Source organism: Pseudarthrobacter sp. ATCC 49987 (assembly GCF_009928425.1).
Lineage (GTDB): Bacteria > Actinomycetota > Actinomycetes > Actinomycetales > Micrococcaceae > Arthrobacter.
Map to the genome: position 1 here is coordinate 2,336,459 of NZ_JAABNS010000001.1, position 22,472 is coordinate 2,358,930.

Genomic DNA, 22,472 nt, shown 5'->3' on the forward strand with positions numbered 1-22,472 from the left:
TTTCTGCGGCCCGGGGGTGGCCGTCCCGGAAGTGGGCGTGCCAGGCGTCTGCTGGCCGGGCCGCGGTGTGGCGCCTGGCGTGCCTGAGTGAGCGTGCGGGGTGGTGTTCACTCCACCAGCATAGGTACGCGCCGGTACGACGGAACCGCCGACGGCGGAATCCTGGCACAACAGGAGTGATGCCGGCGCCGAGGTGGCGTAGCCTGACGTTATGAGTGTTCAGCTAGGTATGCCCCAGCCCCGCGCGGATGACGGACCCGGCGCGGGCACCTCCGGCGCGCAGCTGGCCGCGCGCCCGGCCGGAATGCCCGCCGGCCTCGTGGACCGTTACGGCCGCCGTGCCACCGACATGCGGCTGTCCCTGACGGACAAATGCAACCTGCGCTGCACCTACTGCATGCCGGCCGAGGGCCTGGAGTGGCTGTCCAAGCAGGCGGTGATGTCGGCGGAGGAGATAGTCCGGATCGTGCGGATCGGCGTCGACATTCTGGGTGTGCGCGAGCTGCGGCTCACCGGCGGGGAACCTCTGGTCCGGGCCGATCTGCTGGACATCATTTCGGCGCTCCGCCAGGCCCACCCTGACCTTCCGATCTCCATGACCACGAACGCCGTCGGGCTGGACAAGAAGGCTGCCGGGCTCAAGGCCGCCGGACTGTCCCGCATCAACGTCTCGCTCGACTCGCTGCATGAGGAGACGTTCACCCAGCTGACCCGCCGCCCCTTCCTGAACAAGGTCCTGGCCGGCGTGGACGCGGCCTGGGCGGCCGGACTGGGACCCGTGAAGCTCAACGCCGTGCTGATGCGCGGCATCAACGACGTCGAATCCCCGGCATTGCTGGCTTGGGCGCTGGACCGCGGCTACGAGCTTCGGTTCATCGAGCAGATGCCGCTCGACGCCGACCACGGCTGGACCCGCCGGAACATGATCACCGCCGCGGAAATCCGTGAGCTGCTCTCCGTGGACTACGTGCTCAGCGCCGATCCCCGGGACCGCGACGGCGCCCCGGCGGAACGCTTCGAGGTCCGGGCCAGGGTCCCGGGCACGGCCGAGGCCGCCGGCCCGGTGCTGGGAACCGTGGGGATCATCGCCTCCGTCACCGAGCCGTTCTGCTCCGACTGCCGCCGCACCCGCATCACGGCCGAGGGCAAGATCATGAGCTGCCTGTTCTCCCGCGAGGAAGTCGACCTGCTGGGGCTGCTCCGCGAAGGTGCCAGCGACGAACAACTCGCCGGGCGCTGGCAGGACGCCATGTGGATCAAGCCCAAGGCCCACGGCATGGACCACGTCGGACTGGACGCCCCGGACTTCGTCCAGCCGGACCGCAGCATGAGCGCCATCGGAGGCTGAACCACCTGTGAACGTACGTTACTTCGCTGCCGCGCGCGCTGCCGCCGGCGTCGATGAAGAGAGTTTTGACCTCCCCGCGGACGCCACCGTCGCCTCACTCCTGGCGGCGATCCTCGCCGTCGAACGACCGGAACCACCGGCCGGGACCCCGCCGCTGGCGCGCCTGCTGTCCCGCAGCAGCTTCCTGCTCAACGAGGTGGCGGTGCGGAACCGTGCAGCGGCGCTGAAGCCGGACGATGTCGTCGACGTGCTGCCGCCGTTCGCCGGCGGCTAGGCCCGGCCCGCCGGGCGCCGCGGGGGCTCGTCACGACCGGCCCGCTGCGCCGGGCCCGGGCGGCACGGCCGCAGTGCCAAGGGCCAGGCCCAGCAGCGCGCTCCGGCTCCGGACGCCGCAGGCAGCGAAAACAGCCTTGAACTGGTCCTGCACGGTGTAGGGACGGATTCCCAGGGCGGCTGCCAGCTCGGCCGTGTTAAGTCCGCCGGCGGTGAGTCCCAGGAGCCGGTGCTGTTGCGGGGTCAGGGCAAAGCAACGGGCGAACACCTCCAGCCTGTCCGCCGCCGGGCACTCCTGGATGGTCACCGCGAGCGGAGGCGTTGCCCCCGGCCGGCTGGCGTCCATCCTGGTAGAACGCAGCAGCGCCCAGGCGCCGCGGCCGACGGGAAGACGGGACATCGCCGGGCGGGCGTCCACCCCGGCTTCCCTGGCCAGCAGCTGGGCGGCGACGTTGAGGACCTCCGCCGGAATGCCCTCGTACGGCCGGGGTCCGCGCTGCAGCAGCCCCAGCCAGTCGCCGGCTGACGCGGTCTGCCCCACCACGGCCAGCTCCTCATCGAGCGTCAGCACGGCCTGCGGCGGCAAGGGCTTCCGGACAGCCGGCCCGGCAGGGCTGCTACCTCCCGCGTCCCGCCGGCACTGTGCCGCCCGGCTCCGCCGGAGCCCGGCCGCCACGAGCGGCGCCGCCGCGGCAACGTACTCCGTCTCCGGCTCGCTGAAGATGCCCTCGTCCCCGGAACGCCAAAGGTCCAGCCAGCCCCAGCAGCCGTGTTTGTCGGCAAAGACCGCGGACAGCATGTCCGTCACCCCGTAGCGGGCCAGCAGCCCGGACCACAGGGGGCTGCGCGCCGGGTGGCCGCCGGTCTCCACCAGCAGGGTGGTGGCCGGCCGGGGCTGGCCCATCAGGGCGGTCCAGCGGCAGTCCGGTGTCAGGTACTTGAGCCGGATCAGGTCCGGAAGCTCGTCCGGACAGGGGATCCTGGCCATCGGCGAGATGCCGGTGGCCGATTCAGGATCCGCCAGCGGCCAGGCATAGGCGCTGAACGGCACCATCCGGCCCAGTTCCGCCAGCACTCCCCGGCGCAGCTCCCGGTCGTCGGGGACGTCGCGGCAGAGCTGCCCGATGCGTTCCAGGCTCCGGCTCAGCGCCCAGCTGGTGGTCATGGATTCAGTATGCCCCTTGGGCTTTGCCTGCTGAATCCGCCTCCAGATTTCTGGGATACCGCACGCTGCCCGCGCACGCCTAGCGTGGAACATCCCCGTAACGAGGGGACACCAACGGAAGGAAAGATTGTGATGTACACCTTGCAGATCGAGCACGGGATCAAGGATTTTGGCCTCTGGAAGAGCGCATTCGACCGTGACCCCGTCAACCGCGCAGGGTCGGGCGTGACCGCGCACCGGATCAGCCGACCGGTGGAGGACCCGCACTATGTGGTGGTCGAACTCGATTTCGAGCGGCGGGCCCAGGCGGAAGCCCTCCTGGCAAACCTTGAGGCGAACGTCTGGCAGTCCCCCACCGCGGCCCCAGCCCTCCAGGGTGCCCCGAAAACCCGGATCCTGGAGTCAGCCAGCTGATGCGCAGGCGCCGCCCGGCGCCCCTGGCTACGCGACCGCCAGCGCCTCCCGCACGGTGTCCGCGACAGCAGCGGCGCCTGCCCCGCCCATGACGATCGTGTAATGGTTGACGTCCGGGATCTCGCGGACGGTCAACGCCGGCAGCTTCTCCGCCCAGGCATCCAGATAGCCGGGCGCGTACAGACCGCCGGGCTCATTGAGCAGGCCGCGCGGCGCCCGCAGCACGAGGGTCTCCACCGCGAGCTCCTCCAGTGCTTTCAGGAGTGAGGCGCCACGGTGCAGCTCTGCGGTGTCGTCCGCCATCGCCTGGTAGCGTGTGGCTGGCCGGAACACCGGCGCCTCGCCGGTGAGGTCGTAGTCGACATATTCCTCCACGAGCGGGCTCCAGTCCGCGCTGAACGCTGGATGCTGCCTCCAGAAGCTCCGGTAGACCTCCCGGCTGGCGAAGGTGGCGTTGAGGCGCTCCGCCGCCGGACCGAGCACGGCAGCGACGATCTGCTCGTCGCTGAGTCCCACGGGCACCTGCAGCGGCAGTCCGCCGTCGACCAGTACCAGGGACCGCACCCGCTCCGGGTACAGGTTCGCGAGGACCACGGAGGCGAAGGCGCCCATCGAATGGCCAACGACCACTACGGGCCCGGTGCTCAGCGCGGCCAGTACGGCCGCGAGGTCCTCGGCGTGGGAGGGCATCCCGTACGGCGCGGGCAGGGCGTTGCTCCGGCCCCGGCCGCGCAGGTCCGGGGCAATGATCCTGATGTCCGGCAGGGCCTGGGCCAGCGCCGGCCAGGCCTTGTGGGACGCTGTCACGCCGTGCACCGCCAGGATGGTCGGGGCGGCCGGGTCCTCGGGGCCCCAAAGGGCGGTGTGCAGGTTTCCGCCCCGGACCGCGACCTCGGTGGTCCGGTAGCTGGAGTTGCTTGTTGCCTGGATCATGGGGCTGTCCCTTCCGGGGTCTGAATGGTGCCGAAGTCGGGGCCGGGGGCGGCGCCCTGGCCGGCCCCCGGGGCCGGGGCGAGCGCACGCTCGATGAACTGCATCATTTCCTCAAAGACTTCCTCCGGGACATCCGGCCGGGCGCCCTGCGCGGGTTCGGCGCCTTCCTCGTCCCACAGCACCCAGCGCATGCCGATCAGCTCGCCGATGCCCATCAGGGCCCAGGCCGCGACGGTGGGATCCATCGCCCGGACTTCGCCGCTGAGCTGCGCGGCTTTGAGCCCCTCGATGTAGCCGTTGACGATCCGGGTGTAGTGCAGCCGCAGCGCGCCGGGTGAGACGAATTCGGCCTGCCGGATGATCCGGTACAGCGCCGGATGTTCCGCGGTGAACTTGAAGAAGGCCCGGAAACCCGCGCGTTCGGCCGCGAGCCGGGTGCCGGCTGCGCGCGCGGCATCCGTCATGGCGTGCCGGACCCGCCGGTTCAGGTCCTCGACGACCTCGTCAAAAATGGCCTGCTTGCCCTCGAAGTACAGGTAGAAGGTGCCAAGGCCGACGCCGGCCTCCTCGGTGATTTTCACAATCGAGGCCTCGTGGTAGCCCACCGAGGCGAACACCGTTTCGGCGGCCTGCAGCAGCTTGGCCCGGGTGCGGGTGCCCCTCGCGGTGCGCGGCGCGGCGCTCACCGCCGGCCCCCGTCCGCGGGCACTGCAGCGGCCGGGTGTTCGGGGCGTCCTGCCGGTCCGCTCCCGTCGAGCTGCTGGCGGAGCCGGGTCCGCAGCACCTTGTTCAGCGCCGTGCGGGGCAGGGCTCCAACCATTTCGATCCGTGCGGGAACCTTGAAATGCGCCAGCTGGGCAGCGCAGTGCTCGAGAAGTTCCTGCTCGTCCGTGGCCAGACCGGGGCGGATCACCACAAAGGCCACACCGGTTTCGCCCCAGCGCTCGTCTTCCACGCCGACGACGGCGGCCTGCGCCACCGCCGGATGGGCCAGCAGCGCCGCCTCGACCTCGGCCGGGGCCACGTTTTCGCCGCCGGAAATGTAGATGTCCTTGAGCCGGTCCACGACTTTGATGTAGCCGTCGGCGTCGCGTTCCACCAGGTCCCCGGTGCGCAGCCAGTCCCCGGCCATAACGGCGGCAGTCGCGGCGGGGTCGCGGAAGTAGCCGGCAAAAACCCCGGGCCCGCCCACCAGCAGTTCCCCGGAGGCGGCGCCGTCGAGGATTTCCCCGGTCACCGGATCGGCCACGGCGACGGCGACATGCGGGTACGGTTTGCCCGAATATCCCACCATCCGGGCGGCGTCCTCGTTGGCCAGGCAGAGCACATTCGGGGACGCCTCAGTGAGTCCGTAGCCCTGGCTCAGCGCCACTCCCCTGCGGTGCCAGATCCGCAGCAGCGGCGCCGGCATGGGCGCACCGCCCACGACGGCGTGCCGGAGGCTGCCCAGCTCGGCGGACGCGAAGTCGGGATGCTCGGCGAGCATCAGGTACTGGGTGGGGACGCCCATCAGCATGCTCACGCGCCGCTCCGCGATCAGCTGCAGGACCCTGCCGGGTTCGAAGCCGCGTTCGAGCACCACGGTGGCGCCGGTCCACCACGCCAGCAGGGGCTGGATGTTCCAGCCGCCGACGTGGAACTGCGGCAGCACTGCCAGTACGACGTCGGTGCTGCCCAGGTCCAGCGTCCGGGACAGCGAGAGGTTGGTCCAGAAGCAGTTCGCATGGGTCAGCACGGCGGCCTTGCTGGCCCCCTCGGTGCCGGACGTGAAGATCATCAGGAGGGGGTCGTCGTCGCGCACTTCCCTGCGGACCTCATGCCGGCCGCCGGTGACCGTCCGGGTGGGAGCGGGGACCGACTTTTCGATGCCGCCTGGACCCAGGGCGGCGGTCCGCGGCCGGTGCACCAGCAATGTGCTTGCCCCGGCGGCGAGGGAATCCAGTTCGTTTTCGACGAGCAGCAGCTGCGGGTCGGCGAGCTCAAGCTGCGTCGCGAGCTCCTTGGGCGAGAGCCGCCAGGACAGCGGGACGAGGACCAGCCCGGCCTTGGCGCAGGCGAAGAACACCACCACGTGGTCCGAGCTGTTGCCGGTCAGGGTCGCGATCCGGTCCCCCGTGGCGTAACCGGCCGCCGTCAGGCCGGCGGCGAGGCCGGCCGCCCGGCGTTCCAGCTCGCCGTAGCTCAGCGTGCAGCCGCGGTCGTCGATGGCGATCCGCTGCGGGGTGGCGAGGCTGCGGTCCGTGGTCCAGCGGCCCAGGGTGTGCAGCCCGACAGGCCGTCCGGTTCCGGAGGTGCTCATGCCGATTCCTCCAGGATCTCGCGGGACATCGCTGTCCTTTCACTTCCGGTGCTGTCATGTCCGGGGCTGTTAGGTCCCGCACCGCGGCCGCCGCGCCGCGCTTTTTGCCGGTCCCGGCGATGGGCCAGCAGCTGCGCGGTTCCCGTCAGGCCGCCGGGCAGGAAGAGCACCACGAGGATGAACAGGGTGCCCAGGATGAACAGGGGTTCAGACAACGGTACCCGCAGGATGTCCGGCAGCGCATCGATAGCGTCGGAGTTCGCCAGCGTCGTGAGTCGCTGGTCCAGGATGGTGTAGAAGACCCCGCCGATCACCGCACCCCAGCGCGAGCCGACGCCGCCCAGGACCACCATCACGAGCAAGGTGATGGTCAGGTCCGCGGACATGGCCCGCGGGACGGCGCCGCTCTGCAGCAGCAGGAACACCATGCCGATGATGCTGACCAGGATGGCGGAGACCACGAAAATCAACAGCTTGACGAGGTACGGCTGCAGGCCCAGGACGCGGACGCGGAGTTCGTTCTCGCGGACCGCGGCGGCGACGTGGCCGGCGCGGGAGGACTGCACCCAGGTGACCACGACGAAGACGGCCACGAGCACCGTCAGGGCCAGCCAGTAGAGGTTGCGGGTATTGACCACGCCCACGAGGAAGTCGGGCAGGTTGTCGGTGCGCAGCGTCAGGCCTTCGTCTCCGCCGGTGGTGCCGTCAGGGTTGCGTCCGACGATCACCGAGCCGGCCTGGGCGAACGCGAGTGTGACCATGGCGAACGGAATGCCGCTGACCCGCAGGCTGATACTGCCCACCACATGGGCCAGCACGATCACGATCAGCAGGGTCAGGCCCATTGCGGGCAGCAGCGGGATGTCCAGGTTCTGCAGGATGATTGCCAGCCCGTAGACCCCGGCGCCGAAATACAGCGCATGGCCGAAGGACAACAGCCCGGCGACGCCGAGCAGCAGGTGGTACGTCAGGGCGGCGGCGGCCATCAGCATGCACATCGCGAGCAGCTGCAGGGATCCCGGCGTGTACGTCGGTCCGGGCAGCACGCCGGGCAGGGACAGGTTGAGCAGGGGCAGCAGGACCAGGAGCACGATGCCGGCGACCCCGGCTGCTGTGCCGGCGATCCTCCGGCGGGTCAGGCGCGGCCGGCCGGGCTGGTTGTGCGGGTTGGCGGGGCGGGTTCCCGTAGTGCCCCCGCCGGTGCCTTGGGTGTCGGTCCTGTCGGTGCCCGCCCGGTTGGTGCCGGTGGCGTCGGTATCGGTGGTCATGAGGTTCTCCCGAGCAGGCCGGAGGGACGGAACAGCAGCACAAGCGCCAGCGCCAGCACGACGACGAAGTCGCCGGTGCCGCCGAGGTAGAAGTTGGCGAACTGCTGCAGGACGGCGACGGCGACGGCGGCAATGGCCGCGCCGGTCAGCGAGCCCAGTCCGCCGATCACCGTGACGATGAAGGCGAAGATCAGCAGCGAGCCGCCCAGCATCGGCGAGACGTAGCCGAAGTAATGCGAGGCCAGGACGCCGCCCAGCCCCGCGGCCGCACCGCCGATCGTAAAGACGAGGGTGAAGGCCTTCCGGACGTCGATGCCGAGGGCCGTCACCATGGAGCGGTTCTCGACGCCGGCCCGGATGATCATGCCGTAGCGGGTGTTCTTCAGGAAGAACACCAGGGCCAGCAGCACGAGGACGGCGGCGATGATGCAGACGAACCGGTCATTGGGGACGCGGGCGCCGAGGATTTCGGTGGTGTCCTTGAACCAGGCAGGTCCCTGGATGAACACCGGGTCGGTGCCCCAGATGCCGTCGAAGAGGGCAACCGCGGCGAGCGAGAGGCCCACCGTGATGAGGACCTGTTCGATGTGCCGCTGGTACAGCCGACGGATCAGGACGAACTCGGTGAAGGCGGCGAACGCGGCCCCTGCCGCGGCCCCGACCAGGAGGGACAGCAGGAACGTCCCCCAGTTGTCGGAACCGGTCCGGCGGGCGATTTCCCAGCCGGTGAAGGCTCCGAGGGTCAGGAATGCGCCGTGCGCGAAGTTGAGCACGCCCATGAGCCCGTAGATCAGGGACAGGCCGGCGGCCACGAGGAAGTACAGGGCACCCAGGCCCAGGCCGGTGAAGAGCAGGAGGACGACGGTACTCACAGGGCGGCGCCTTTCCCGGCCGGTGTTTCGGCTGTTTTCCCAGTACTCTCCCGTGCGTGGCCCTCAGCGGAGACGCCCAGCAGGCGCTGGGTCAGCTCGGCGTCGTCGAGGAATTCCAGGGCGCTGCCGGTGTGGACCACCCGGCCTCCGGAGAGGACGACGGCGCCCGCGGCGAGCTGCCGGACGACGTGCAGGTTCTGTTCGACCAAGAGGATGGGGACTGTCCTGGCGGCTTCGGCCAGGGTCTCGGCGACCTCGGCCACGATCTTCGGGGCCAGGCCCTTGGTGGGTTCGTCGACAAGCAGGATCTTGTTGGTGTTCAGCAGCGCACGGGCCAGCGAGACCATCTGCTGCTGGCCGCCGGAGAGCGTGCCCGCCATCTGGGCGGACCGGGCCAGGAGGTCCGGGAAGAGCTCCTCGACGAGCTGGCGCCGGGGTGCGGCGTCGCGTTCGGCGAGCCGGAGGTTTTCCGCCACCGTGAGTTTGGAGAACACCTCACGGTCCTCAGGGACGTAGCCCACCCCGCTGCGGATGATCTTGAACGTCGGGTCCTTCTCGATCCGCACGCCGTCAAGCTCCACGGCCCCGGTGCGGTCGATCAGGCCGATGATGGCCTTGATGGTGCTGGTCTTCCCGACGCCGTTGCGGCCCAGCAGCGCGGTGATGCCGCTGGCCGGGACGGTGAAGGAAACGTCCTCCACGACCTGCTGTCCGGCGATATGGGCGTTGAGGCCCTCAAGCCTGAGTATCGGGCGGGCTTCCGCTGCGGCGGTCATACGGGCTCTCCAAGGTAGGCGCTCTGTACGGTCGGGTCCGACATCACGGCCTCCGGGCTGTCGAGGGCGAGCAGGCTGCCGTGGTGCATCACGGCCACCCGGTCCACGAGGCCCAGGACCACGTCCATGTGGTGCTCCACCATCATCACGGTGCAGCCGCGGTCCCGGTGCATTCCCCGGATGATCGCGGTGAGGGCCGGGACGTCCCCCGACGCCACGCCGGCCATCGGCTCATCCAGGAGCACGACGGCGGGATCCGTCGCCAGCAGCACGGCGATCTCCACCTTGCGTTTCTCGCCGTGCGAGAGGTCCCCCGCCGCCGTCGTGAGCTGGCCGGTGAGCCCGACTTCCTCGATGGTGCCGCGGGCAATCCGGGTGGCCTCGTCGGAGGCGGACGGGAAGCGCAGGATGCTAAAGCTGCCGCCGAGTTTCGCTTGGGCGGCGAGCCGGACGTTTTCCAGCACGCTGAGCCGGGGAAACAGGTTGGAGGTCTGGAAGGTCCGGCCCAGCCCTGCCCGGGCCCGGCGGTGGACCGGGTCGGCCGTGATCTCCCTGCCGTTCAGTGTGATGCTGCCCTCGGTGGGCCGCATCACGCCCGAAATCAGGTTGAACAGGGTGGTCTTGCCGGCACCGTTGGGGCCGATGACACCGACCATTTCGCCGGTGCCGATGGCGAAGCCCACGTCCTGGAGGATGCGCGCACCGCCGATCTGCAGACCGAGGCCGTCCACCGCGAGGGCGGGCAGGGCTGGGGAATTCATGCGGGTCCTTTGTGTTTTCGCTGGTCCGTGAGGGTGGTGTGCGGCGCTGTGCCATGTAGTGCAGCGTTCTGCAGAGTCCTGCAGCGTTGTGCGGCACAGCGCCGCGTCGGATTACTTCTTTTCCGGCGGGGCGACCGTGTCGCCCGGGACCACCTTGATGAGCTCCGGGGCCCAGGTGCCGCCCGTCTGGACGAGCTTGACCTGGTACATGTCCTGGACCAGGGCGTGGTCCGAGGCGCGGACTGTTTCCTTGCCCTTGGGGCCGTCGAAGCTGAAGCCCTCGAGTGCCTTGACCATGGCGTCGGCGTCGGCGCCGCCCTCCTTGATGGCCTGGACAATCATCTGGCCGGCCACGAAGCCGTCGGGGGTGAAGAGGTCGGCCTTCTTGCCGGCCTTCTCGACCGACGCGATCATCTTCTTCTCCACCTCGGTGCCCGAGGCGCCCGGGAAGTAGTGGTTCAGGAAGCTGATCTTGGCGGTGGCCTCACCATAGGCGCCGAACGTGGCGGCGTCGCCGAGCCCGGTGACGATCGGGGCGGCGTCGAAGGCCCCCTGCTGGCTCAGGGTCTGCCACATGGTGCCGGACGTTGCCCCTGCCCAGGCCACGAAGACCATATCCGGCTTCGCATCGATGAGCTGGCGGGCGAAGGGTGTCAGTTCCTGTCCGTCCGGAACCAGGACGGATTCGACGGTGGCGCCCTTGGCTCCGAGGACGGCCTTGACGGCTGCGACGTTGCCCTGGCCGAAGGCGTTGTCCTGCGCGAAGACAACCACCTTCTTGCCCTTGGTGTCGATGAAGGAGCCGGCCGTGGCCACGTCCTGCAGGCTCTGGCGGCCCGAGCGGAAGGTGTACTTGTTGATGCCCTGGATGGCGTCGGTGGCGGCGGGGCCGGAGATGTACAGGACCTTGTTCTGTGCAGCCTGTTCCGAGAGCTTGAGCGCGATGCCGGAGACGACCGTGCCGCCGATGATCTTGTAGCCCTTGCCGATCAGGTCCTTGGCAGCCGTGACGGCCTTGTCGGGATCGCCGCCGTCGTCGGCGTAGGTGAGGTTGATCTTGGCACCGTTGACGGTGCCGGTCCCGCCGGTGGCGTGGTCGATACCCGCCTGCAGGCCCTCGTAGTAGGTGGCGCCGTAGGCGGCCAGCGGGCCAGTCTTGGAGTAGATGATGCCGACATTGACCGGCTCGGCGGCCTTGGTGCCGCCGGACTCGGCCGGCGCTGCGCTGCCCGCGGTGGGTGCGCAGGCACTGAGGGCCAGCCCGGTGGCCATAACGGCGGCCATCAGGAACTTCTTTGTATCCTTCACGGGATGCCTTTCGTTGAAACTCCAGCCGGGAACTGAGGAAAAGTTCTGCAAGAGATCGGACAGGAAATGCGCTGAACCTGAAAGGTGATTCAGATTACGGCAAATCTATGGCGCAGCTCAGGGCGTGTCAACGGATTTCTTGGGCGTCTTTGCAACGTTATGGCAACGTTTAGTGGGTGCGGGAACGTCCCACCCTCCCTCAGCTCAGGTGCGGGAGCGTCTCGGGCGGGCGGCAGTGGCGCTCAGGCGGGGACGGCGGCGTCCGCGGCCGCGCGGCGGCAGACTGAGGTCATAAAGGGCGTGAATTCGCTCGCGGAACCGAGCCGGAGCCCGGCGCTGTGCGTCAGCACGCCGTCGTCCACCCGGAACGTGTGCCGGGACGTGCCGCGGTCGCTGCGCCGTTCCATCGTGAGGGTGCCCTCCTGCCAGCTGGCGCGCGCGGGCGCCTCCGGGGGCAGCCCCATGCTGTTGACGTGGTACCAGAGAGTGTCCAGACGGGACGGGTCCATGGTGAAGACCCCGTGGCCTTCGGAGCGGGTGCCGTCGGCCTCTGTGTGCCGGTAGCTGTGGGTGACGGCCAGCCCGGCGGCTGCGCGGGCGAACGTCAGTTCGACGGCGGCCTCACGGGCCGGGCCCCAGGGCGTGGCCTGCCACTGTGTGGTTCCCACCCAATGCCCGAGGAACGCTTCAAGCGCCTCGTGTGCACTGCCTGGCAGCGGCCGGTCCATATTTTCCTTCCAGGGGTTCCTTCCGGGTGGGGTCCTCCGGGGTGGCCCGTCCCCATCATCACGCAGCGCCGCCTGCCGTGTCTAGGTCCGGGCCCGCCACTCCGGCCGGTGCAGGCCCAGCTCAGGGGCCTGCGGGGCCGGCGGTCGGAGGCGGGAGGGCGGCCAGAGGGCAGCGGCAAATCTCAGAGGCCGAAAGTCTCGGTTTCCTCGAAGGGACCCACCACCGTGACGGTCCGCGGGGCGGCCGCGAGTTCGCGGGCGAGCTCCTGGACTTCGGCCGCGGTCACGGCCTTGATCTGGCGCAAGGTCTCGTCGATGTCCTGGTATTCACCGGAAACGAGTTCGGCGCGGCCCAGCCGGGACATCCGTGAGCCGGTGTCCTCCAGCGCCAGCACGATGCCGCCGCACAGCTGCCCGACGGCCTTGCGGAGTTCCTCCTCGGAGATCCCGCCCCCGGCCAGTTTGTCGAGTTCGGCCCCGAGCAGGTCGACGACCTGCCGGACTTTCGACGGCGTGCAGCCGGCGTACATGCCGAAGTAGCCGGCGTCGGCGTAGGAGGAGGCGAAGGAGTAGGTGGAGTACACCAGCCCGCGCTTCTCGCGGACTTCCTGGAACAGCCGGGAGGACATGCCCCCGCCGAGGACGGCGTTGAGCACACTCATCACGAAGCGGCGGTCGTCGGTGGCGACGATGGTGGGGCAGCCCATGATGATGTTGGCCTGTTCCACCGGACGCTTGACCACGTGCAGGCCTGCGGTGCCGGTGATGTCGGCCCGGTCGGTGGAGCGGCGCTGCACCGGGGCCGCGTCCGGCTCCAGGCTCCAGCCGGCGGAGTGCAGGGCCTCCACGACGAGTCCGCAGACGACGTCGTGGTCCAGTCCCCCGGCGGCGGTGATGACGAGCTCGTCCGGGCGGTAGTAGCGGCGGTAGTGGTCCCAGACGGAGTCGCGGGCGACGGCGCGGATGGCGTCCGGGGTGCCGCCGATCGGGCGGCCGAGCGGGTGGGTGCCCAGCACGGCAGCGACAAAGTGCTCATGCGCGACGTCGGTGGGGTCGTCGCTGTCCATCGCGATTTCCTCGAGGATGACGTCGCGTTCCTGCTCCATCTCCTGCGGGTCCAGCACGGCACCGGTGATCATGTCCGCGATGACGTCGATGGCCATCGGCAGGTCGGTGTCCAGCACGCGGGCGAAGTAGCAGGTGCTTTCCTTCGCCGTGGCGGCGTTGGATTCCCCGCCGACCTCGTCGAAGGCCGACGCGATCTCCAGGGCGGTGCGCCGCTTGGTGCCTTTGAACAGGAGGTGCTCCAGGAAGTGGGTGGAGCCGTGCTGTCCGGGCGCCTCGTCGCGGGAGCCGACGCCGACCCAGAAGCCGATGGTGGCCGAGCGCTGGCCCGGCATCGCCTCGGTCAGCACGCGGACGCCGCCGGGCAGCACCGAACGGCGCACCTCGGAACCGCCGTCGGCGCCGTGGATCAGGGTGTCAGCGTGCTGGTTCTGCTCGAGCGGCAGGGGGACGACAGTCATCAAGGCCTTTCAGTAAATACATGCCAAATCTGCCTGCAATCGTACCAGCGGGGCACTCCCCCGACGGTCCCGCACCGGCATCGGCAGACTAAATCGACACCGGCTTAAACGGCGGCGGGGCCGGTGGAAGATCCACCGGCCCCGCCGTTTGAGTCAGGAAAGACTACTCTGCGGACTCCAGGGAGACCTCAGCGTCGTCGGGGTTCTCTGAATTCCCAGTTCCTGCCTCGTCAGCCACAACGGGCGAGAGGGAGAGCTTGCCGCGGTCGTCGATCTTGGTGATTTCCACCTGGATCTTCTGGCCGACGGAGACGACGTCATCGACGTTGTCCACGCGCTTGCCGCCGGCGATCTTACGCAGCTCGGAGATGTGCAGCAGGCCGTCCTTGCCCGGAGTCAGGGAAACGAAGGCGCCGAAGGTCGTGGTCTTGACGACCGTGCCCAGGTAGCGCTCGCCGATTTCCGGAATCTGCGGGTTGGCGATGGCGTTGATCGCGGACCGTGCTGCATCGGCAGACGGGCCGTTCGTGGCGCCAATGTAGACAGTTCCGTCGTCCTCGATCGAGATGTCGGCTCCGGTGTCTTCCTGGATCTGGTTGATCATCTTGCCCTTCGGGCCGATGACCTCGCCGATCTTGTCTACCGGGATCTTGACCGCGATGACGCGCGGCGCGAACTCGGAGAGCTCGTCCGGGGTGTCGATCGCCGAGTTCAGGACGTCCAGGATGTGCAGGCGCGCTTCGCGGGCCTGCTTCAGGGCGGCTGCCAGGACGGAGGCCGGGATGCCGTCGAGCTTCGTGTCCAGCTGGATGGCCGTAACGAACTCAGCGGTACCGGCGACCTTGAAGTCCATGTCGCCGAAGGCATCTTCGGCGCCGAGGATATCGGTCAGGGCGGCGTAGCGGGTCTGGCCGTCAACCTGGTCGGAGACCAGGCCCATGGCGATACCGGCAACGGCGGCCTTCAGCGGCACACCTGCATTGAGCAGGGACAGCGTGGAGGCGCAGACGGAACCCATCGACGTCGAACCGTTGGAGCTGAGAGCCTCAGACACCTGGCGGATGGCGTAGGGGAATTCCTCGCGGGAGGGCAGCACCGGCATGATGGCGCGCTCTGCGAGGGCACCGTGACCGATTTCGCGGCGCTTCGGGGAACCGACGCGGCCGGTCTCGCCGGTGGAGTACGGCGGGAAGTTGTAGTTGTGCATGTAACGCTTGCGCGTCACGGGAGACAACGAGTCGATCTGCTGTTCCATCTTGAGCATGTTCAGCGTGGTGACACCCATGATCTGGGTCTCGCCGCGTTCGAAGATGGCCGAGCCGTGGACGCGGGGCAGAACCTCAACCTCGGCGGTGAGCTGGCGGATGTCCGTCAGGCCACGGCCGTCAATGCGGATCTGGTCCTTGAGGATGCGCTGGCGCACAACCTGCTTGGTGACGGAGCGGAAGGCTGCGGACAGCTCCTTCTCGCGGCCTTCGAACTGGCCGGCCAGGGAAGAGGTGACCTCGTCCTTGAGCTCGTCGGAGGCGGTGTCGCGCTCCTGCTTGTCGGCGATCTGGAAGACAGCAGCCAGCTTCTCGGCGGCAGCGGACTCAACAGCGGCGTAGACGTCGTCCTGGTAGTCCAGGAAGACCGGGAACTCGACGGTCGGCTTGGCGGCGCGTGCTGCCAGGTCGGACTGCGCTTCGCAGAGTGCCTTGATGAACGGCTTGGCAGCCTCGAGGCCCTCGGAGACAACCTCTTCGGTCGGGGCGGTGGCGCCCTGTTCCTTGATGAGGTTCCAGGAGTTGTCGGTGGCTTCGGCTTCAACCATCATGATGGCGACGTCGTCACCGGCGATGCGGCCGGCGACGACCATGTTGAAGACGGCGTTCTCGAGCTGGGAGTGCTTCGGGAACGCAACCCACTGCGGGCCGTGCTCGTCCTGGACGAGGGCAACGCGGACGCCGCCGATCGGGCCGGAGAAGGGCAGGCCGGAGAGCTGGGTGGACATCGAGGACGCGTTGATCGCGACCACGTCGTAGAGCTCGTCCGGGTTGATGGACAGCACGGTGACGACGATCTGGACCTCGTTGCGCAGGCCCTTGACGAAGGCGGGGCGCAGCGGACGGTCCATCAGGCGGCAGGCCAGGATGGCTTCCGTGGAGGGACGGCCTTCGCGGCGGAAGAACGAACCCGGGATGCGGCCGGCGGCGTACATACGCTCTTCGACGTCGACGGTCAGCGGGAAGAAGTCGAAACCTTCACGCGGGTGCTTGCCGGCGGTCGTTGCGGACAGCAGCGCGGTCTCTTCGTCGATGTAGACCATCGCTGCGCCGGCTGCCTGCTTGGCAAGGCGGCCGGTTTCAAAGCGGATTACACGCTTGCCGAAGCGGCCATTGTCAATGACTGCTTCTGAGAACTGGATTTCGGGACCCTCCATAGAGAGTCACCTCCGTTTCGTGGTTCACGGAGTCCAGCCGCATCAACCCAGTCCAGCGTCTGTCTGCTGGCCTGCACTGCACCCGGTCATCGATCGAGACCCACGGGCTAAGGCTTCACTCGTTGAAGCCGTTCCCGGAAGTCACTACCGAAGACCGCGAATGCGTGATGCGGTTGATCCTCCTGTTGAGTTTTGTGTGAAGAAGGCGGCCCTTTCCGTCACGGAAGGGGCCGCCCCTTAAAGCTGACTAGCGGCGCAGGCCGAGACGCTCGATGAGCTTACGGTAGCGGGTGATGTCAGTGTTCTTGAGGTAGGTCAGCATGCGCTTGCGACGACCAACCATGGCCAGCAGGCCGCGCTGGGTGTGGTAATCGTGCTTGTGCACCTTCATGTGCTCAGTGAGATCCTTGATCCGCTGAGTCAGGACTGCAACCTGGACCTCCGGTGAACCGGTGTCGCCCTCGGACGTTGCGAAATCCTGAATGATGGACGTCTTTACAGCGGCTTCAAGTGCCACGATAACTCCTAGAGATGTGCCGTGAGGCCCGAATCAGTAACTCACTGCCGGGGGTGCTGCGCCGGTGATTCTGCTCCGAAGAGAGGATTCCCGTACACAACAAGAGCCAGCCGCCACGGACTGCAGCCGGATCCAACGTTTAGTTTACCGGCACGCCGCTAATCTTGTCGAAACGGCCGGTCCTGCTGTTGCCCGGAAGGGCCCTCATCCAGCCGTTCGCGGATGGCGGCCACGCCGCGGTACACCTCGGTGAAGGATGTGCTCAGTGGGGACAGCCCGATCCGGAGGCCGTGCGGCGCCCGGAAATCCGGAACGACGTCCTGCTCCCACAGCGCCGCGGTCATCTCCCGGAAAGCGGGGTGGTCCACGGTGATGTGGCTGCCGCGCAGCTCCGGGTCCCGCGGCGTCGAGAGTTCAACACCCGCCGGGGCGAGCCAGGCGTCGTGGAGTTCGACGGCGAAGGCGGTCAGCATGCGTGACTTCTCCCGGACCGCGGCCATGCCGACTTCCTCGAGCAAGTCCAGGGTGCCGCGCATGGCGAGCATCCCGAAGACCGCCGGGGTGCCGCTGAGAAAGCCGCGGATGCCGGCGGCGGCCTCATAGCCGGGTCCCATTTCGAAGGCGTCCTTGCGGCCCATCCAGCCCCAGATCGGCTGCTGCAGACCGGGGAGGTGCCGGGCGTTGACATAGGCGAACGCAGGCGAACCCGGTCCGCCGTTGAGGTACTTGTACGTGCAGCCGGCGGCGAAGTCGACGCCGGCGGCGTCCAGGGCGATCTCCACCGACCCGGCGGAATGGCACAGGTCCCACACCACCAGCGCACCGGCGTCGTGCACTGCCGCGGTGATCCCCGGCAGGTCCGCGAGGAACCCGGAGCGGTAGGCAATCTGGCTCAGGACCACGACGGCGGTGGCCGGGCCGGTGGCGGCGCGCACCTGCTCGACGGTCACGCCGGAGGAGGGATCGGCGTCGATCCAGCGCAGCGTCAGTCCCTCCTCGCGGGCAATGCCCTCGACGAGGTAGCGGTCGGTGGGGAAATTCTCTGTGTCCAGCACGATTTCGTTGCGCGCCGGGTCCCCGACCGCGGCCAGCGCGGCCCGGATCAGCTTGTACAGCACCACCGTGGTGGAGTCGGCGATAACGGTCTGCCCGGCGGCGGCGCCGAGGACGGCCCTGCCGAGCTGGTCGCCGATGGCCTGCGGGAGCTCCAACCATTCCTCGTCCCAGCCGCGGATCAGTCGGCCGCCCCAGCTGTCCTGGATAAAGCTGCTGATGTCGGTGACGGTGCGCCTGAGCGGCCGGCCGAGGGAGTTGCCGTCCAGGTAGGCAAGTTCCGTGTCGGCGCCGATGAAGTGGCCGCGGTAGGCGGCCAGCGGATCGGCGGCGTCCAGTTCCCGGGCGCGCTGCAGCAGGGCGTCGCCGTTCCTTGCCGCGGCCTCTGCCGGGTGCAGGGCGCTCACTGGCCGATCTCCGTCCGGACGGCGAAGAGTTCGGGGAAGAAGGTCAGCTCGAGGGCCTTCTGCAGGAAGGCGGCTCCGCTGGAGCCGCCGGTGCCGGACTTCATGCCGATGGTGCGCTGCACCGTGCGAAGGTGGCGGAAGCGCCAGAGCTGGAAGTTGTCCTCGAGGTCCACGAGTTCCTCACAGGCCTCGTAGGTTCCCCAGTTGTCCGCGGCGTTCTCGTAGATGTACTTGAACACCGGGACCAGCTCGGCGCAGAACTCGTGCGCCCGCGTGACGTCCCGCTCCAGCAGTGCGGCGGGCACGTCGAAGCCCTGGCGCTTGAGGTAGGCGAGGAAGTCGTCGTAGATGCTCGGGGATTCGAGGATCTCCAGCAGCATCGCGTGGGCCTCGGGGTCGGATTCGAACACCGGCAGCATCTTGCGGTTCTTGTTGCCCAGCAGGAACTCGACCGCCCGGTACTGGCTGGACTGGAATCCCGAGGAGTTGCCCAGGAAGCCGCGGAATTGCGAGTACTCGGTGGGTGTGAGGGTGGCCAGCACGGACCACTGCTCGGTGAGGGTTTTCTGGATGTGCTTGACCCGGGCGATCGCCTTCAGCGCCGAGCCGAGGTCGTCGGTGCGGAGCCAGGCGGCGGCGCTGCGGAGCTCGTGCAGGACCAGCTTGAGCCACAGCTCCGTGGTCTGGTGCTGGATGATGAACAGCATCTCGTCGTGGTGCTCCGGCGTGCTGACCGGCTGCTGGGCGCTCAGCAGCGTCGGGAGCTGCAGATAGGACGCGTAGCTCATCCGGGAACTGAAGTCGCGGACAATGTCCTTGTCCAGCTCCCGCGTATTTTTCTCAATCGTCACGTTTCTTGCCTTCCTTGCCCAATGGCCGTGCCTCACCGCGCGGACCGGCCGGCGAACCTGCCGGAACCGGCCGCCGCCAGCCTGCGCCTCCGGGCGGCGGTCCGGCGGTCCGGCACAGGGGCCGCTTGCAGCGGTTCGGCGCCTTAGCGCGCGTACAGAATGTTGTGGGCCTGGACGACGTCCAGGCGCATCTGGTCCACCAACGCTTCAGGGCCACGGTACGCCACCATGCCCCGCAGCCGGGCGACGAATTCCACCACTACTGTCTGGCCGTACAGATCGAAGTCCTCGACGGCTTCTTCCGGCCGGTCAATCACATGTGCCTCGACCTGCCGGCTGACGCCGTCGAAGGTCGGGTTGGAGCCGACGGAGATGGCAGCGGGCCAGCGCGTGCCGGCCTGGTCCACGAGCCAGCCGGCATAGATGCCGTCCGCCGGGATGTAGCCGCTCGCCTCGGAGGCCAGGTTGGCGGTGGGGAAGCCGAGGTCGCGGCCACGCGCGGCGCCGTGGACCACCTCGCCCCGCATCCGGTGCGACCTTCCGAGGACGGCGGCTGCCGTGGCGACGTCGCCCTCCCGCAGTGCCTCACGCACCCACGTGGAGGAGCACCGGCGGTCCTTGCCGTCGTCGCCGTCGTGCGCTTCGCTGTGTCCTTCGCCGTGTCCTTCGCCGTGGAGCGGAAAGCCTTCCGAGCCGAATTCGCTGATGACCAGCACCTCGAAGCCGAGCTTCCGGCCGAGGTCCTGCATGGTCTCCAGATCCCCGGAGTTGTTCCGGCCGAACCGCGCATCGTGGCCGATCACCACGTGGCTCGCCTTGAGGCTGCCGACCAGGACGTCGGCGACGAATTCTTCGGGGGTGAGGCTGGCCAGCTCGAGGGAGTACTTCATGACCAGAACGGCGTCGAGGCCCAACTCGCTGAGCGCGACCAGCTTGTCTTCCAGACCCATGATCAGTTCAGGGGCGGATTCGGGGCGGTGGACCTGCGCCGGATGCGGGTCGAAGGTGATGGCGACGGCCCGGGCGTGGTTGAGGCGGGCGACCCGGATGAGCTGCGAAAGCACCTGTTGGTGGCCGCGGTGTACACCGTCAAAGTTGCCGAAGGTAACGACGGAAGGACCAAAGTCCGCCGGGACTTCGGACGGATCGTTCCAGATGTGGACCATCAACCTCGCCTTTTGATTCCTGCCATGTGCACCTCCGGAGAAACCTGCCGGCTCCGGAACTCTCCTAGATTACCCGCAAACGTGGCGGGCTTCCGACGATACTGCCGGGCACCGGGCAGCGCCCTTTCGGGTTCAGGACACCCCGGCTAGGATGCAGGGGCAATAATCCGGCGGCGTCTGCGCGGGCGCCGTTTCCAGCGAGGCCCGCCCTGAGGTGCGGCTGAAGGAGAACCCCATGACCGAGTTCGACGACATCCTGAGGCAGATCCCGGTAGACCAGATTGCCGGCATGCTCGGCACGGACCGGCAGACGGCCCAGGCCGCAGTGGAGGCCGCGGTACCCACGCTGCTGGCCGGCATGCATAACAACGCACAAGCCTCCGACGGCGCCGCCTCGCTTGAGTCGGCGCTCAGCCAGCACCGGGACGGGCTGATGGAGGGCGGAGTGGATGCCTCGCAGGTGGACACTGCGGACGGTGAAAGGATCGTGAGCCACGTCTTTGGCGGGCAGCAGGACCAGGTAGCCAGCCAGTTGGCCGGAACGACCCAACTCGGTGGTGTGGGCGGGGACCTGATCAAGAAGCTGTTGCCGATCCTGGCTCCGATCGTGATGTCCTACCTTGCGAACAAGGTCCTCGGAGGCCGCGGACAGTCCTCCGGGGCGGATGGATCAGGCGGTAGCGGCGGGTCCGGCCAGGCCGACGGGATCGACCTCGGCGGCATATTGGGCGGGATCCTTGGCGGTGCTGGAGGGGCCGGAGGCGGCGTGCTGGGCGACCTGTTGGGCGGACTGCTCGGCGGGGGCCGGCCGAAGACGCCCGCGGCCGTTCCGGACGCCAGTCCGGACGCCGCGCGGGAACCGCAGGCTCACCCGCAGGGCCGGCCCGACGGCGGTGCGCCGCGCCCCGGCGAGCTGATCGACGTCGCCCTCCCGGAGAGCCAGCCGGACGAACGGAAGGAAGAGGGCGACCAGTCCGGCGGGCTCGGCGGGATCCTGGGCGGCCTGTTCGGGAAGAAGTAGTCGGGGCACACGGCAGGCGGCAAACGGGGCTGGTAGGGTCATCCCATCCGCGCCGGGGACCGCCGGCCGGGTCAATGTTGGGGGACATGACTATGAGCTTCACTGCCCGGGCGCCGCACCTTGCCACCGTTTGTTTGATCCTCGCTGCGGGAATGTCGCTGAGCGCGTGCGGCGGTGCAGCGGAAGCGGCCGGGAACGCCGGCGCTCCCCCAGGAAACGGTGGCCGTCAACACGAGGACCAACACCGTGGTCGATGCCTTTAGCCGGAACATCAACGACGCCGGGCGGCCCACGAAAATCACGGACGTTCCGTACACCATTGTTCCCGATCCGTCCTGGCCGGCAGAGTCCGTGATCATTATCGACACGGGGACCAACAAGGTGATCGAGCACTTCCGCGTCGACCTCAGCGGCAACCCGTTGCGCTAGCGCCCGCAACTCGGCGGTGCACTGTGCCGGGACTGCGCGGCCGGGGCGAGCCAGCAGCAGCACGGTAGTTCCGCCAGTGCAGGAGCACGGCGGCCAGGATCAGTGGAACGTGGATGCCCGGAAGGTTCCTCGCAAACCAGTGCGGCAGATAGATGTCGGTGACAGAGCCCGTCTCGTCGCCCAGGTCCTTGGCCACGGCGGTGAGCGGGCAGTGAAAGCCGTTAGCGGCAAAGACCAGGGTCTCGGCAGTCACGACGCCGGCGGCCAGCCCCACCCGCCGGTCCGTGCGGCCGCGGACACCGGCGTACAGGACGTAGACCATGCAGGCTTCGATCGTGAACCAGGCAAAGGTGTGGAATGCCTTCACGGCCCTCAGCAGGGACGCACGTTCTGCCTTCCGCAACTCTCGTGGCGCTTTGAGTCCAGCCATGCCTCCAGCGTAGCCGCGGCCCATCGTCTGTTCAGGGGCTTTCGGCCCGGGCAGACCCGGCGGGCAGCTGCGCGAGCCAGGCGTCGAGTTCCCGGGGATGGCGGAACAGGATCGTAGCCGGCATCCCGGGGTCCGCTCAAGCCCCCGCATCACCTGCCGCTTCCGCGTGAAGGACCGGAAATGCCACGGAGAATCGAGTCCTCGATGAAGATCCCGGCAATGGTTTCCTCATTGCCGTTGCAGACAGGTTCCCGGGTCAGCACCCGGCGCAGCGTGCGGCGCACCAGCCGGGCCAGGGAGAGCCAGCGCGGATAGTCCAGGCCCACGATGAGCTCCGCCCGAGGCAGCACAACGTCGCACCAGGCACCGTAGGCGCTGTCCAGCACCCAGCGGTCCGGGCTGCAATCGAGGCTGCGATGCCACGCTGCTCCTCGACGGTGCGCTGCTGCCAGCCGGGCAACCAGCCGATGTCGTCGTCCGCCGAGAACTCGGGCAGACCCGTGGC

23 protein-coding genes are annotated in these 22,472 nt (G+C 68.5%); 5 read left to right on the forward strand and 18 right to left on the reverse strand.

Annotated elements, in window-relative coordinates; translation table 11 throughout:
• Positions 1 to 211: 211 nt before the first annotated feature.
• Complete coding sequence (moaA, locus tag GXK59_RS10970; protein ID WP_202129113.1) at positions 212 to 1,348, forward strand: GTP 3',8-cyclase MoaA; 1,137 nt, start codon at positions 212 to 214, stop codon at positions 1,346 to 1,348.
• A 7-nt stretch (positions 1,349 to 1,355) separates the two neighbouring features.
• Positions 1,356 to 1,622: a MoaD/ThiS family protein gene (locus tag GXK59_RS10975; RefSeq protein ID WP_160666724.1), complete on the forward strand. Its 267-nt coding sequence runs from the start codon at positions 1,356 to 1,358 to the stop codon at positions 1,620 to 1,622.
• 30 nt (positions 1,623 to 1,652) lie between these two features.
• On the opposite strand, the gene GXK59_RS10980 is transcribed toward GXK59_RS10975, so the two are convergent.
• Positions 1,653 to 2,786, reverse strand: coding sequence for a helix-turn-helix transcriptional regulator (locus GXK59_RS10980; RefSeq protein WP_160666726.1), 1,134 nt, complete (start codon positions 2,784 to 2,786; stop codon positions 1,653 to 1,655).
• A gap of 132 nt (positions 2,787 to 2,918) precedes the next feature.
• Here GXK59_RS10980 and GXK59_RS10985 point away from each other — a divergent pair, with 132 nt between their 5' ends.
• On the forward strand, positions 2,919 to 3,200 hold the full coding sequence (locus GXK59_RS10985) for a hypothetical protein (protein WP_160669111.1): 282 nt from the start codon (positions 2,919 to 2,921) through the stop codon (positions 3,198 to 3,200).
• A gap of 27 nt (positions 3,201 to 3,227) precedes the next feature.
• Here GXK59_RS10985 and GXK59_RS10990 read toward each other — a convergent pair whose 3' ends face one another.
• The 15 genes from GXK59_RS10990 to GXK59_RS11060 form a co-directional block, all read right to left on the reverse strand.
• Positions 3,228 to 4,133: an alpha/beta hydrolase gene (locus GXK59_RS10990; protein WP_160666728.1), complete on the reverse strand. Its 906-nt coding sequence runs from the start codon at positions 4,131 to 4,133 to the stop codon at positions 3,228 to 3,230.
• Complete coding sequence (locus GXK59_RS10995) at positions 4,130 to 4,819, reverse strand: TetR/AcrR family transcriptional regulator (protein WP_160666730.1); 690 nt, start codon at positions 4,817 to 4,819, stop codon at positions 4,130 to 4,132. The genes GXK59_RS10990 and GXK59_RS10995 overlap by 4 nt, the downstream gene beginning before the upstream one ends.
• Positions 4,816 to 6,432: a class I adenylate-forming enzyme family protein gene (locus GXK59_RS11000; protein WP_160666732.1), complete on the reverse strand. Its 1,617-nt coding sequence runs from the start codon at positions 6,430 to 6,432 to the stop codon at positions 4,816 to 4,818. The genes GXK59_RS10995 and GXK59_RS11000 overlap by 4 nt, the downstream gene beginning before the upstream one ends.
• The gene (locus GXK59_RS11005) at positions 6,429 to 7,700 is read right to left on the reverse strand and encodes a branched-chain amino acid ABC transporter permease (RefSeq protein ID WP_202129114.1); all 1,272 of its coding nucleotides are present in this window, start codon (positions 7,698 to 7,700) and stop codon (positions 6,429 to 6,431) included. The genes GXK59_RS11000 and GXK59_RS11005 overlap by 4 nt, the downstream gene beginning before the upstream one ends.
• Positions 7,697 to 8,572 (reverse strand): branched-chain amino acid ABC transporter permease, encoded by an 876-nt coding sequence (locus tag GXK59_RS11010; protein WP_024366608.1) that lies wholly within the window; start codon positions 8,570 to 8,572, stop codon positions 7,697 to 7,699. The genes GXK59_RS11005 and GXK59_RS11010 overlap by 4 nt, the downstream gene beginning before the upstream one ends.
• A complete protein-coding gene (locus tag GXK59_RS11015) occupies positions 8,569 to 9,348 on the reverse strand; it encodes an ABC transporter ATP-binding protein (protein WP_160666734.1) in 780 nt (259 codons plus the stop codon). The genes GXK59_RS11010 and GXK59_RS11015 overlap by 4 nt, the downstream gene beginning before the upstream one ends.
• Positions 9,345 to 10,109, reverse strand: coding sequence for an ABC transporter ATP-binding protein (locus tag GXK59_RS11020; RefSeq protein ID WP_160666736.1), 765 nt, complete (start codon positions 10,107 to 10,109; stop codon positions 9,345 to 9,347). Before GXK59_RS11020 ends, GXK59_RS11015 begins: the two co-directional genes overlap by 4 nt.
• Before the next feature lie 111 nt (positions 10,110 to 10,220).
• Complete coding sequence (locus GXK59_RS11025) at positions 10,221 to 11,417, reverse strand: substrate-binding domain-containing protein (RefSeq protein ID WP_160666738.1); 1,197 nt, start codon at positions 11,415 to 11,417, stop codon at positions 10,221 to 10,223.
• A gap of 242 nt (positions 11,418 to 11,659) precedes the next feature.
• On the reverse strand, positions 11,660 to 12,145 hold the full coding sequence (locus GXK59_RS11030; protein ID WP_160666740.1) for a DUF1579 family protein: 486 nt from the start codon (positions 12,143 to 12,145) through the stop codon (positions 11,660 to 11,662).
• Between the two features lie 182 nt (positions 12,146 to 12,327).
• On the reverse strand, positions 12,328 to 13,671 hold the full coding sequence (locus GXK59_RS11035) for a M16 family metallopeptidase (RefSeq protein WP_160666742.1): 1,344 nt from the start codon (positions 13,669 to 13,671) through the stop codon (positions 12,328 to 12,330).
• Positions 13,672 to 13,834: 163 nt separating this feature from the next.
• Positions 13,835 to 16,093 (reverse strand): polyribonucleotide nucleotidyltransferase, encoded by a 2,259-nt coding sequence (locus GXK59_RS11040; RefSeq protein WP_160666744.1) that lies wholly within the window; start codon positions 16,091 to 16,093, stop codon positions 13,835 to 13,837.
• Between the two features lie 247 nt (positions 16,094 to 16,340).
• Positions 16,341 to 16,610, reverse strand: a complete 270-nt coding sequence (gene rpsO, locus GXK59_RS11045; RefSeq protein WP_024366600.1) for a 30S ribosomal protein S15 — start codon at positions 16,608 to 16,610, stop codon at positions 16,341 to 16,343.
• Between the two features lie 158 nt (positions 16,611 to 16,768).
• Entirely contained in the window at positions 16,769 to 18,061 is a 1,293-nt protein-coding gene (gene kynU / locus GXK59_RS11050; protein WP_160669113.1) for a kynureninase, read from the reverse strand.
• A gap of 5 nt (positions 18,062 to 18,066) precedes the next feature.
• On the reverse strand, positions 18,067 to 18,921 hold the full coding sequence (kynA, locus tag GXK59_RS11055; RefSeq protein ID WP_160666746.1) for a tryptophan 2,3-dioxygenase: 855 nt from the start codon (positions 18,919 to 18,921) through the stop codon (positions 18,067 to 18,069).
• Between the two features lie 143 nt (positions 18,922 to 19,064).
• Positions 19,065 to 20,087 carry a bifunctional riboflavin kinase/FAD synthetase gene (locus GXK59_RS11060; RefSeq protein WP_160666749.1) on the reverse strand — a complete coding sequence of 341 codons (1,023 nt, stop codon included), beginning with the start codon at positions 20,085 to 20,087 and terminating at the stop codon, positions 19,065 to 19,067.
• 235 nt (positions 20,088 to 20,322) lie between these two features.
• Between GXK59_RS11060 and GXK59_RS11065 the strand changes: the two genes are divergently transcribed.
• Together GXK59_RS11065 and GXK59_RS11070 are read left to right on the forward strand one after the other, a co-directional pair.
• Positions 20,323 to 21,108, forward strand: coding sequence for a DUF937 domain-containing protein (locus GXK59_RS11065; protein ID WP_160666751.1), 786 nt, complete (start codon positions 20,323 to 20,325; stop codon positions 21,106 to 21,108).
• Positions 21,109 to 21,327: 219 nt separating this feature from the next.
• The gene (locus tag GXK59_RS11070) at positions 21,328 to 21,537 is read left to right on the forward strand and encodes a hypothetical protein (RefSeq protein ID WP_160666753.1); all 210 of its coding nucleotides are present in this window, start codon (positions 21,328 to 21,330) and stop codon (positions 21,535 to 21,537) included.
• On the opposite strand, the gene GXK59_RS11075 is transcribed toward GXK59_RS11070, so the two are convergent.
• Positions 21,515 to 21,967 carry a hypothetical protein gene (locus tag GXK59_RS11075; RefSeq protein ID WP_237393860.1) on the reverse strand — a complete coding sequence of 151 codons (453 nt, stop codon included), beginning with the start codon at positions 21,965 to 21,967 and terminating at the stop codon, positions 21,515 to 21,517. The two genes, GXK59_RS11070 and GXK59_RS11075, sit on opposite strands and share 23 nt — an antisense overlap.
• Positions 21,968 to 22,116: 149 nt before the next feature.
• Positions 22,117 to 22,353 carry a hypothetical protein gene (locus GXK59_RS20700; protein WP_237393861.1) on the reverse strand — a complete coding sequence of 79 codons (237 nt, stop codon included), beginning with the start codon at positions 22,351 to 22,353 and terminating at the stop codon, positions 22,117 to 22,119.
• Positions 22,354 to 22,472 lie beyond the last annotated feature (119 nt).